This window comes from Nocardiopsis sp. NPDC007018, assembly GCF_040635075.1.
In the GTDB taxonomy this organism is placed as follows: Bacteria; Actinomycetota; Actinomycetes; order Streptosporangiales; family Streptosporangiaceae; genus Nocardiopsis.
The window spans coordinates 49,257-60,852 of the sequence record NZ_JBEYHA010000021.1; the positions used below are offsets into that span (position 1 = coordinate 49,257).

The 11,596-nt window shown below is 76.3% G+C and carries 7 protein-coding genes and 1 pseudogene; 7 read left to right on the forward strand and 1 reads right to left on the reverse strand.

Annotation, left to right across the window (positions count from 1 at the left end; translation table 11 throughout):
- Positions 1-569 precede the first annotated feature (569 nt).
- The 6 genes and pseudogenes from ABZ635_RS14250 to ABZ635_RS14275 all read left to right on the forward strand — a co-directional run bounded on the left by ABZ635_RS14250 (position 570) and on the right by ABZ635_RS14275 (position 9,516).
- A complete protein-coding gene (locus ABZ635_RS14250; protein WP_357764269.1) occupies positions 570-2,264 on the forward strand; it encodes a hypothetical protein in 1,695 nt (564 codons plus the stop codon).
- Positions 2,261-2,902: pseudogene (locus ABZ635_RS14255) on the forward strand (RAMP superfamily CRISPR-associated protein); the annotation flags it as partial. The gene ABZ635_RS14250 and the pseudogene ABZ635_RS14255, both read left to right, overlap by 4 nt.
- A gap of 206 nt (positions 2,903-3,108) precedes the next feature.
- Positions 3,109-4,896: a hypothetical protein gene (locus ABZ635_RS14260; RefSeq protein ID WP_357764135.1), complete on the forward strand. Its 1,788-nt coding sequence runs from the start codon at positions 3,109-3,111 to the stop codon at positions 4,894-4,896.
- Positions 4,893-6,605 carry an RAMP superfamily CRISPR-associated protein gene (locus ABZ635_RS14265; protein ID WP_357764138.1) on the forward strand — a complete coding sequence of 571 codons (1,713 nt, stop codon included), beginning with the start codon at positions 4,893-4,895 and terminating at the stop codon, positions 6,603-6,605. The genes ABZ635_RS14260 and ABZ635_RS14265 overlap by 4 nt, the downstream gene beginning before the upstream one ends.
- Positions 6,602-7,381, forward strand: coding sequence for a hypothetical protein (locus ABZ635_RS14270; protein WP_357764140.1), 780 nt, complete (start codon positions 6,602-6,604; stop codon positions 7,379-7,381). Before ABZ635_RS14265 ends, ABZ635_RS14270 begins: the two co-directional genes overlap by 4 nt.
- The gene (locus ABZ635_RS14275) at positions 7,378-9,516 is read left to right on the forward strand and encodes a TIGR03986 family CRISPR-associated RAMP protein (protein ID WP_357764143.1); all 2,139 of its coding nucleotides are present in this window, start codon (positions 7,378-7,380) and stop codon (positions 9,514-9,516) included. Before ABZ635_RS14270 ends, ABZ635_RS14275 begins: the two co-directional genes overlap by 4 nt.
- 48 nt (positions 9,517-9,564) lie before the next feature.
- Here ABZ635_RS14275 and ABZ635_RS14280 read toward each other — a convergent pair whose 3' ends face one another.
- Positions 9,565-10,845, reverse strand: coding sequence for a hypothetical protein (locus ABZ635_RS14280; RefSeq protein ID WP_357764146.1), 1,281 nt, complete (start codon positions 10,843-10,845; stop codon positions 9,565-9,567).
- 360 nt (positions 10,846-11,205) lie between these two features.
- Between ABZ635_RS14280 and ABZ635_RS14285 the strand changes: the two genes are divergently transcribed.
- On the forward strand, positions 11,206-11,592 hold the full coding sequence (locus ABZ635_RS14285) for a hypothetical protein (RefSeq protein ID WP_357764149.1): 387 nt from the start codon (positions 11,206-11,208) through the stop codon (positions 11,590-11,592).
- Positions 11,593-11,596 lie beyond the last annotated feature (4 nt).

Here is an 11,596-nt window from a genome sequence, read left to right on the forward strand (position 1 = left end):
GAGGGGCCTCTCTGCTGTCGGGCGGGGGAGGGTCCGTGCACTGTGCTCTCTCGGACAGGGCCGGACTCTCCCGGGCAGAGGGGGCGTCGCCGCACCGGGCGGACGGACCACCGCGCACCGGCAGGAGGCCGACCGAGGAACGGAAGGGCCCGAGAACGTGAGGGCCCGGAGGGGGACCGCAGACACGGGCGAGCCTCCGGGCCCGGGGGCGCGGGGTCCTTTCGTGCCCGCGTCATCGCGGCCCCACGGCCCACGGGGGCGGGAGTGACCGGATGGGGCCATCGGGGTGACGGGAGGCGATCGCTCCTGGTTGGGTGGTGAGGACGCCGTCACCGTCCGAGAGAGGTCGGAAGGGCTCCCGTTCCCGCGCGGAGCCCCGCGCGTTCCCGCCGTCCACCGGTCACGAGGAGTCCGTCGCGGTGACCCAGGCCCCCGAGCACCGACCGACCGAACCCCGCCCCGCCCACCGACCCCGCGTCCCCCACGCGTCCGACCAGCCCCCCGACGTCCCGGCCCCCGAAGCCCCGGTTCAGGAAACCCCGGCCCCCGCCCCTCCGGCCACCGGGGTACTGGTCGGCGTCGACCTGCGCGGCATCCAGGCCTTCGTCTACAGCGGCCGCCGCATCCTGGACGCCGTGGGGCGCGCCGCGCTGGTCGCGGAACTCACCGACACCACCGACCCCGTGTACGGGGTGGCCGACCTCGTCCCCGAGGACTGCCTGGTGCTGCGGGACGCGGGCGGCGCCCTCACCGTGGTCCTGCCCGACCCGGAGTCGGCACGCCACTTCACCGGCCGCTACACCCGCAGACTGCGCGACCGGGCCGGCGGGCTGACCCCGGTGGTCGCGTTCGTGCCCTTCGGCCCCGGAGCCTCCCCCCTCCCCGGCACGGACGCCGTCGCGGACCTGGACACGGCACTGGCGGAGCTCCCGGTGCGCCTGCGCCGGGCCCGCCGTCACATGTCCGTCCTGCACACCCCCGCGCCGGGGTACGGCATCACCGCCGTGTGCTCGGTCAGCGGGGCCCCGGCCGAGGCGGTGGACGGCAGCAGACCCCTGGAGGACGCCGCCGGGGCGGGACGGCGCGTACACGAGCGGGTCGCCGCCGACGTCGCCCGCGCCCGGGGGATCGGGCGCCGCTGGCACCGCGCCCACAGCGACGCCTGGCTGACCGGCCCGCACCGCGATCTAGCGCTGCCGATGGAGGTGGACCGGCTCGGCCGCGACCACGGAGAGGTGAGCCGTGTGGCGGTGGTGCACGTGGACGTCAACGGTCTGGGCGCGCTGCTCGGAGAGTACCGGGAACGGGCCGGGACCCCGGGCGCACCCGGTTCCGGGGCGCTGGCCCAACGGGAGCTGTCCCTGCGCGTGTCCGGGCTCGTGGAGGGGTTGGCCCGGGCCCTGGTGCGGGCGGTGGCGGCGCGGGTCCGGACCGCTCCGGGGCGCTCTCCCTGGTTGCCGGGGGTCGACACCGCGGGACGCGTCACCCTGGACCACGAACCGCCCGGACCGATCCTGCTCCCGGTGCGCCCGATCGTGGTCGCCGGGGACGACCTCACCGTGCTCTGCGACGCCCGGATCGCCCTGAGCCTGGTCCGGTACGCCCTGGAGTGGTTGGACGCGGACCCCGAGCGGATCGGTGACCCGGCCGACCCCCGGGCGGCCCTGCACCGGGCGCTCGCGCGCGCCGACGTCCGGGGGCGGACGGTGAGGGGCCCCGGCGGACGCGCGCACCGCACCCGCGTGCCGACCGTGGGCGCGGGTGTCGCGGTGCAGCCCGTGGGCGCCCCGCTCGCGCTCGGCTACGACCTCTGCGAGGCCGTGTGCCGCCTGGCCAAGGCGCGGCGGGTGAGCGAGGTCGCCGCCGACCCCGCCGCGGCCCAGGAGCACACCGTGGCCTGGACCACTCGCTTCGACGGCGTCGACCGGGTCCTGGACCGCATGGCGGCGGCCCGCGCGGCCGTGCCCGCGCGCACCGCCCTGCCGATGACCGGCTCCGCCTTCGCCCGGTTCCTGGACCGCTACCTGTCCGCGCGGGGACCGTTCACGGACGGGGACGCACGCCACCGGGGATGGCTGGTCTCGGCCCTGGTCCCGCTGCTGGAGTCCGGCGCGGACCCCGGGCCCGAGCTGGACCGCCGTGCCCGCGTCACCGGCTGCCCCGTCGTCCTGCCCACGGGGTGGACCCACGGCGAGCTGTTGGACGCGGCGGCCGTGCGCGACCTCTACCTGGACCCGGGGCTGACGGAGGGCGGGGACCGATGAACCGACCCGACCGGATCGTGCTGCGCCTGGCCTCCCCCGCGCTGTTCGTCGGCGCGAGCGCGGACGGCACGGGCGCCGACACCGACGTGGTCACCGACGGGCACGGGCTGCCCTACCTGCCCCGGCACCGGCTCGCCGCCCGGCTGCGTACGGCGGCCCTGGACGCGGCGACGGTCGCACCGGACCTGGCGGAGGCGGTGGAGCGGTTGTTCGGCAGTGAGGGGTCGCACGGCGCCGACCGCGCGCTGCGGGTGGGGCACGCGCTTCCCTCGGACCCGGTCCGCGCCGCCGTCGCCCACGCCCTGGCGGGGCGTGCCGGACCCGCGCGCACCACTCTTCGCCGGGCGGTGACCGAGGCGCACACGACGCTGGAGACAGGAGTGGAGATCGGGCCCGACGGCGCCGCCGAACCCGGTCGACTGCGCACCCACCGGGCGCTCCTGCCCGGGCTGCTGCTCACCGCGTCCCTCACCTGGGCGCTCGCGCCGTCCGGGGAGGACTGGCGCTGCCTGGCCCGCGCGTGTTTGGCCACCGACCGGATCGGGCTCCGCTCGACCCGAGGCCGGGGGCGCGTCGACGTGTACCTGGCCCGCCCCGAGGACCCCGATCCCCGTGCCACCACGCTCGCGCTGGCACGGCCGCCGGTGCGGCCGGGTCCGGCCGACCCGCCTGCGGAAACTCCCACGGGCCCGCCTCCGGGACCACTACCGGACCCCGCGCGGAGAACACCCACGGGCCGCGCTCCGGACCCTGGACCGGGGAAGCCCCCGGACCCGCGACAGTGGCCAGGGAGCCCCGGCGGGGAATCGGACGCATCCGTGTCCGGGCGGGAGGGCCGCCGACCATGAACCCCGCCCCGTCCTCCGCTCCGTCCCCCGCCGCACCCGTCAGCGCCTACCTGCCGTTGCGGTACGTGCTCACCGACTCCCTCGCGGTGCGCACCTCCTTCGACCCCCTGCGCGTGGACACCGAGACCACCATCAGCGGTCGCGCCCAGCGCGGCATGCTCGCTGCCGCGCTCCGGCGCGCCGGGCTGCCCGACGAACTCCACTCCTGGGTGGCCCGAGGCGAACGGGTCCGGTTCGCCCCCGCCCACCCCCGCCTGGAACAGCACGAGCGTCCCGGAGTCCCGGTGGTGGCCCACACGCCACCGGCCCATCTCTACACCCCGGGCAAGGACGGCGACACCCTCGTGGACCTGTTTGCGGACGGGGTCGACCGACCCGGTGTCCCGCACCGCGCGGTCCGGGACCCGCTCACCCCCGACCTCTCCCTGCGGGCCGCCGTGCGCACCACCTCCGAGAGCTACCTCGGACGGGGCGCCCCCTTCTTCACCACGAGTCTGGACCCGGGCCAGGTGTTCGAGGCCCGCTGGCAGCTGCGCGGGCCCGACCACGCCTCCCTGCGAGCGCTCGCCGAGCGGATCACCGCGGTGCTGGCCGACGCCGAGGGGACACTCACCCTGGGTTCCGGCGGCACCCGCGCGCACGGAGGGGTCTCGGTGACTCCCGTACGCCCCGACCGCCTGCTCTCCCCGGACCGGGTGGAGGCGCCCGGCCCGGACCGGTCCAGGCGCGGCGGCCGTGAGGTCGACCTGGTCCTGCTCTCCCCGGCGGTACTGGTGGGAGCGCAGGGACAGGAGCGTCCGCACGCCCTGGTTCCCGCCGTCCGCGAACTCCTCGCCCGCCGTCTGCCGCACACCCCCGTCACGGTGGTGGCCGCGCACGTCGAACCGGTCCTGGTGGGCGCCTACCACCGGGCCTACCGGGGTCCGATGGCGCAGCGGTGGGCGGCGGCCCCGGGGTCGGTCGTGCGCCTGCGCCCCGGCGGGGGAATCACCACCGCCGAGGTACGCGACCTGGAGGCCCACCCCCTCGGCGGACGCCTCGTGGACGGCCACGGCCAGTTCGCCCTGTTCGACCCGCCCCCGCGCGCGCCCCTGCCGCTGGCCCCGCCCTCGGCCCCGCTTCCGGCCCGCCGGAAGGGAACGGTGACGCTGTCCGACGGCCGGGCCCTGCCGGAACCGGCCCCGCTCGACTCCGGCCCCTCCCCGGAGCTGGACTCCCTCTACGACGCCCTGTTGTGGGACGCCGCGGCACCCGCCGTCCGCGACCACGCCCGCGCCCTCGCCTCGGCGGGCACCCTCGCCCCGCTCACACCCAGCCTCCTCGGGAGGTTGCGCGAGGTGGTGAGCCGCCCGCACGGAGACCCCGGCGAGGCGCTGGACGCGCTCCGACGCACCCTCGACGCCCCGGAGGGGGAGGGCGATCCCGTGCACCGGGTACTGCGGGAGAGGGCCGTGGGGGCCCTGCGCCGGGCCCGGCTGGCCCGGCCCGGCCCGGGGCGCGCGCTCACGGTCCACGCCTGGCTGACCGGTCTGTCCGCCGGTCCGGTGGCCTGGTGGCGGGAGAACCGTCCCCGGTTCGCCCACGACCCCGCCTACGCCCGCGCGCTGGCCGCCGTCGACCTGTCCGTCCCGGACGGGCTGCCCCCCGCCGACCGTGCGAGCGGGCTGTCCACCCGGGCCGAGCAGTGGGAGCACGGGGCCTCGGCCCGGTTGTGCCTGTTGTTGGTCTCGTCCTGGCTGGCCGAGGCGGCCCGGACCCTGAGCACCGAGCGGGACCGGGCGTGACGGGCGCCGAAGATCCGCACGGGCCGGGAGCCACCCGCGTCGTCTGGGAGTTCGCGGTCCGGCTGCGGCTGCTCACCGACACCCACGTCGGGGCGGCGCGTGCCACGCCCCGGCACGTCGCGGAGAGCGACGTGGACCTGCGCCTGGACCGTGACCCCCGCACCGGGGTGCCCCGGCTCCGGGGGACCACACTGGCCGGTCTGCTCCGCCACGAACTGCTCGCCCGCACGGCCGATCCGGAGAGCGCCGTCGCTCTGCTGGGCTCGGGGGAGGCCGAGGGGGCGGGCGCCCGGGCCAGCGCGGTGGACCTCGACGACGCCCACGCGGACCTCCCCGAGGGCGGAGCGGTGACGGTCCGGGTGGGGACACGGGTGGACCCGGCCTCCGGCAGTGTGCGCCCGGGTCTCCTGTGGCAGCGGGAGGTCCTTCCCGCGGGCACCGTGTTCACCGCCCATCTGCGGCTGCGTTCGGGCCGAGAGGCCGAGGAGGCGCACCTGCTCGGCCTGCTGGCGCGTGCCGCGCGCGGGTTGGCGGACGAGGGGCCGGGCATCCGGATCGGCGCGCGCACGGGGCGCGGACACGGCGCGGTGCGGGCCGTCCGCTGGGCGGCCCGCCGGTACGACCTCACGGAGGAACCGGGATGGTTCGCCTACCACGCCCGCGACTGGCGGACCCGGTGGCGGGAGGCCGAACGGGCTCTCACCGAGTCGCCTCTTGACGAGGAGCCCACCGGAGGGCGCCCCGAAGCGTCGGCCGCCCTCGACCCGCCTTGGACGCCACACGTCGGGACGGACCTGGCCGACCTCGTCCGCACCGTCCTTCGCACGGACGGGGCGACCACCGCGACCGCCCCGCTCCACGAGGGGGCGATCCGATCCGACCGCAGGCGCCGCGCCGAGCTGCGCCTGGAACTGCGCGTGGCCGAACACCCCGACCCGGCGGCCCCGGCCGCGGAACCGCTCCCCGGCACCCTCCTGATCGGCGATCCCCCCGCCTCCGGCCGGGCGTTCGCGGCCGACCGCGTCCACCGGCGGCGCCCGGCCGTCACCGGCCCCGGGGACTCCGAGGCGGAGCTCTCCCCGGTCCTCGGTGACACCGCTCTGTTCTCGCTGGTCAAACGGGTCGGGGGACGGCTCGTCCGGGACGCCGCCGAACACCTCGCGGGGGAGGGGGCCCCGTGGCGCGCCTGGCACGCGCACTGGTGGGGGGACGACACGGCCGCACCCCCCGGGTCCCGGCCCGCGCCCTCCCGCATCCGTCTGCGGTCCACCCCCGTGCTGACCGGCGGCGCGGCGGTCACCACCACCCGCCTGACCGTCGACCCGCTGTTCGGCGACGCGGTCGACGGCCACCTGTTCACCACCGAACTCCACAGCGGGGGCGCGGCCGAGGCCGTCCTCGACGTGGCCGAACCCGACGACGCGGTGCTGGGGATGCTCGCCCTGGTCGTGCGCGAACTGGCCACGGTCCCCCTCGACACCCTCGGCGCGGGTGCGGGCACGGGCGCGGGCCGCCTGCTCGCCACCCGTGCCGTCCTGGTGACCTTCGACGGGAGCGGGGCACCGCCCCGAGAGACGGACCTGCTCCGAGCCCTGTCCGCACCGGCGGGTCCGGACGCCGCCACCGTGCGCGGTTGGCTCCCCGACCTGCACCGACAGATCACCCGTGCCCCGGACCCCGGGCCCGCTGACGAGGGGACCCCCTCATGAACCCGCACGCATCCGCGTCCTTCCACGAGCCCCCGGCGCCGGTCGGCGCCGACGTGCGCCCGCTCCCGGCGCAGGCCGTCGACGAGGTCCTGCACGACGTCTTCGTCCGCGGGCGCCGCTGCCGCGCCCTGGACTCCGTGGGGCCCCCGGGCGGCCCCCAGTGGCTGTTGGCGGAGCTCGGTGACGGCCGGATCACCGGCTCCTGCCCGGGTTCGTGGTGGCGCAGGTCCGACGCCCCGCCCACCGAGCACCTGTCGGCACCGTCCCTGGACCCCGACACCGACCGCTGGCGGGTCCTGGAGGTCCTGGTCTTCGGACCGCACGCGCAGATCCGCCTGGGGGAGTTCGCCGAGCGGGGCTGGATCTGCTCCGACGCCCCCGGCACCCTCCCGGAGTGGTTGCGCCCCCGTGACCGCTCCTTCCTGCTCCAGGGCTGGGCGGGCCCCGACTCCGGTCGCACCCTGGAGGGCGCGGTGCCGTTGTCGGTCACCCGGGAGCCCTCCGGTACCGAAGCGGTGCTCCCGGTGGCCTGGGCCGACTTCTCCGGCCGGGTCCGCCCCCTGGCGGAGCCGGGGCACGGCGCCCTGGAGAGCACGGGCGCCTGGCTGACGGTGCGGGAGTACTGGGCCGCCGACCCGGTGACCGGAGCGGTGGGGGTGGCGCTCCACCGGTTGACCGGGCTGACGACCGGGCGCAAACCCACGGGGCCGGAGTTCGACGTGGGTACCGGCGCCGTGGTCGGAGCCGAGCAGGGGGAGCGGGGCGGCGAACGGTGACCGCCGGCCCCCATCGCGCCACGGCCCCCTACGGCCTGGTCGGATTGGCGGAGGAGCCCCTGCCCGCCGCCGCCCTGCACCCCGGACTCGACACGGCCGCACTGCTGTGCTCGCACGACCGCACGGTCGCGGGAACACACTCGGGATGGATCGACCTCACCGTCACCACCCTGACGCCCACGTTCGTCGGCCAGACCCCGGGGAGCGGCCGGGTGCGCCGCTCCGCACGGCTCCCGCACGGCGACCGCTCGCTGCCCCTGATCCCCGGATCGACCCTGCGGGGCCTGGTCCGCAACACGCTGCGCATGCTCACCAGCGGTGAGAGCGGTCCGGTCAACACCCCCATGCTGTTCTTCCGGGCCCCGGTGCGCGTGGACCCGGGCACCGGAGAGGGGGCACGGTCGGCCCGTTCTCGCCATGTCATGGCCCGCAGACACGACCACTACCGCAGGCGCCGCGCCGGACACCGCACCCGCCAGGGATTCCTGTACCGCGATCCCGACGAGGGCGGCTGGTACGTGGTGGAGGTTCCCGCCACCGCCCTGGAGCCCGGACCCGGGAGGGCCCTGAAGGTCTCCTTCGACGTGTTGCGGGAGAGCCTGCGCACCTGGGACTTCGGCGTGGTCGACTTCCCTGACCCGCCCCGGGACGGCACGTACGTGCCCACCACCCACGAACAGCACGGCCGCCTGCAACACCGGTGGGTGTACGCGGTGCACCTGCGCGGGCGGCGCGGGATCGCCGCCGTGGCCCCCGACGACCGGGAGGCCCGGGCCCACCTGGCCGCTCACGGGGGTTCCGGAGGGGTGGTTCCGGCGCTGCTGGTCCTCACCGGGAGCGCCGGTCAGGAACGGCGCAACGCCTACCTGTTCCCCCGGCCCCCGGACCCGCCCCCGGGGCGGCTGCCGGTGCCCGACTCCCTGGTGGAGCTGTTCGAGTCGGCGGCCCAGGTCACCGGCTACCAGAGGGCGGCCTTCCCGGACACCCTGGGCGCGGGCGGGGAGTGCCCCGACCGCGCCCCGGTGGGCGGTGCCGGTGGCGGCGGCCTGCCGCGCCGGGGACCGGAACCGGTCTGGTTCGACGTCGACCCCTCGGGGCGGGTGGTCTCCTTCGGCCGCTCCGGCGGCTACCGGGTGACGGTCAGCGACGACGACCCGATCCGCCGGGCGGTCCCGAGGGGCGTGCTCGGACCCCAGCACGGGGACCCCGACCGGACGGAGCGTGCCGGGCGGACCCCGGACGCGTGCCGGGCGCTGTTCGGCGACACCGACCTCCTCGCGGGCGAGTCCGGCGCGGTCAAGGGGCGCGTGTCGTTCGGTAACGCCCTGGGCACGGAGCCCGATCCGGACTACCCGGACGGTGCGGCGCTGCGCGTGCGCCTGCTCTCCCCGCAACGCGGCTGCTTCGCCAACTACCTGGTGCAGGGGCCCGACGCGGCGGGGGAGCGTCCCGACGTCGTCACGTGGTCCCACGAGGGCGACATCCGGCTGGGCGGGTACAAGGCCTACCTGCACCGGCACGAGGACCGACTGGGGTCGCCGGTGCGCTACGACGACCGGGCCCAGGCCGACCTCGGGTTCCTCGTGGTGCGCGAGGGGGCCGACACCGAGCCGCCCCAGGACACCCAGCGCGACGTCATACCTCTCCGGGACGGCCTCACGCTGCGGTCACGGATCACGTTCACGAACCTGACCGCCGCCGAGCTGGGCGCGCTCCTGCGGGCCGTGCTCCTGGGCAATCCGGCGGACGGAGGAGACCCCCGCGACCCCGGGCACGCGCACAAGGTCGGCATGGGCAAGGCGCTGGGCCTGGGCAGCGTGCACCTGCGCCCCGAACTCCACCTGGTGGACCGTCGGGCGCGCGCCGCCGACCTCTCCCTACACCCGGGCGCCGGGGTCACCCGGGCCGGTCCGGGCGCGGTGGCCGCCTTCCTGGACGCCTTCTCCGAGGCCCTGGCCGGGTACCGGGAGGCGCGCGACTGGCGTGCGGTCGACCAGGTGGTCGACGTGCTCCTGGCGAGCCGTTGGCGGGAGCGGCTGCCGTTGGCGGAGACGGCGGTGATGTCACTGCGTCAGTTCGCCGAGTACCCGGTGCTCCCGTCGCTGGCCGAACGCTTCGGGGTACCGGGCGGCTGAGCGGCGGTCCGGGCGCCACCGCGCCGCAGGCCGGGTACCGACGTGTCCTCAGTCGTTGACCGCGTCCGCCAGCGCCTCCAGCAGGTCGGCGCGGCGGTCGGGGTCGTCCTGGGCACCCTGCCACAGCAGCGGCGCCCGGGGGCCCTCCTCCAGGAGTCGGCACAACAGCGCGTCCAGCGAGCCCCGGGGGTCGGCGTCGAAGGCGGCCCGGTGCGCCTGCGCCTCGGCGGCCAGCTCCCGGGCGAGCCAGCCCAGCCACGCCCGCTCGGTCCGGCGGAGCACCTCGCGCCGGGGCCCGTCCGGGTCGGGGTGGCCGTCGCCGCGGGTGTCGCCGTCCTCGGCACCGGTCAGGTCGGGGACGGGGGTGTAGGGCGCGCTGCGGGCCCGGCCCCGGGCGCGCTGCACGAGTTCGAAGTGGCCGGGCATCGTGGCGGCCATCCGCCCCAGGACACCGGTGAGCCGCCGGGCCACGTCCTCGCCGCTCAGACCGGGCAGCAGACGGCGCAGGTGCAGGCGGCGGCGCTGGTCCGGGGTGCGGCCCGGGTCCGCGTCGCGACCCCCGGCCAGCTCGGAGAGCTTGCGCAGCAGGTAGTCGCCGGTGGCGGTGGAGACCAGCGGGGGTTCCTTGACCGCAGTGAGCGACCTGCCGTGCAGGTCCGCGACGGGCACCGCGCTGCCGTCCTCGGTGAAGGACACCGACTCCCCGGGGTGCACGTCCTCCGGCAGGTCGGCGGCGGGGTTGCCCCATCCGGCGGTGAGGACCAGCAGGGCGAGCGCCTCCTGCTCCACCACGTCGGTGGCGACCCGGGCGACGTCGCGCCGCTGGGCCCAGCGGCGGGGGCGTTCGGAGAAGGCGCAGCGGACCTTGCCGTTGGGGGCGGGCTGGGGGTAGACGCGCCGCAGGTTCTTGTACGAACGGTCGCGGCGAACGTCGTCCAGGGCGTCACGGAGGCGGTGCGCGGCACCGCGGTCGATGGCGGAGGACCCGCGCACGCCGGAGGCCCCCGGGGCGGTACGCCCGATCCCGGGCACGGCCTTGGCACCGACCGCGTCGGCGCCCGGAAGGTCGCCCGGGCCACGGGCGGCCGTGCCGTCCGTGACGCCGGCCATCCGCGTGGCGATGACGCTGGTCGGCTCTCCCCGGTGCCTCGCGCACGGACAGTGCTCGAAGCACAGGTCGACGTAGTCGAAGAACTGCTCGGAGTGACCGGCGCAGCCCTGCGCTGTTCCGTCCGAGGAGCAGGGCCCGCACCCCAGGACGCGCGTGAACACGCGTAGGAAGGCGGCCGAACCGAACAGTTCCACGGCGGAGCAGTCATGCTTGCTCACGAACTCTTCTCCCCGGGTGTGCCGGGGCCGGGACGCTTCCCCAGCCCTTCCGGGAAAACGCGTGGTCGAGACGTGAGACGGGTGGTGACACTCCTGCGTCAACGGGAGGTCGATCAACAAAATAGAGCCACCGGGAGCACACTGTCAATTGTCGGTGACTTCACAGTGGGAAAAGCGAATTCCGGGCCTTTAATAAAACGGTCACAGGAAACAACGGCCCCACGAACAACACCACAGGTGACCATCGGGCCAGCACGAGGTGTCCGAGAGAGGGCGGAGAGGGCCTCGGAGCGGGGTGCGTCGCGCCCGTCCCGGTGAAGCGGGCGGCCGACAGGAACGAGTGGTACGGGAGGTCGCTGGATGTCCGTGGTCAATCTGACGCCGCACGAGGTGACGGTCGTCGACGAGCACGCGCGGGTGATCCGGTCCTGGCGGGGATCGAGCGAACCGGCGCGGGTCGAGGCGGTGCGGGTGCCCCTGAGCGAGGTCGAGGGCGTCCCGCTGCTCGCGGAGGAACGCACCCGGGCGCGCCTGCCCGCACCGGTCGAGGGGGTCTGGTTCATCGTCTCCTCGGTGGTCAGCTCCGCCCATCCGGAACGCCACGACCTGCTCGTCCCCTCCGACCTCGTGCGCGACGACAGGGGTGTGGTCACCGGCTGCCGTTCCTTCGTCCTCACCTCCGTTCCCGTCCGGGCGCACCAATACCGGTGCGGTCCCGCCTGCCGGGTGGGAACGTCGTTTCCCTGATCCA

Bases quoted from the DNA above. Each gene is read 5' to 3' on its own strand.
- ABZ635_RS14270 (WP_357764140.1), top strand. From the start codon at position 6,602: ATGAACCCGCACGCATCCGCGTCCTTCCACGAGCCCCCGGCGCCGGTC.
- ABZ635_RS14260 (WP_357764135.1), top strand. From the start codon at position 3,109: ATGAACCCCGCCCCGTCCTCCGCTCCGTCCCCCGCCGCACCCGTCAGC.
- ABZ635_RS14285 (WP_357764149.1), top strand. From the start codon at position 11,206: ATGTCCGTGGTCAATCTGACGCCGCACGAGGTGACGGTCGTCGACGAG.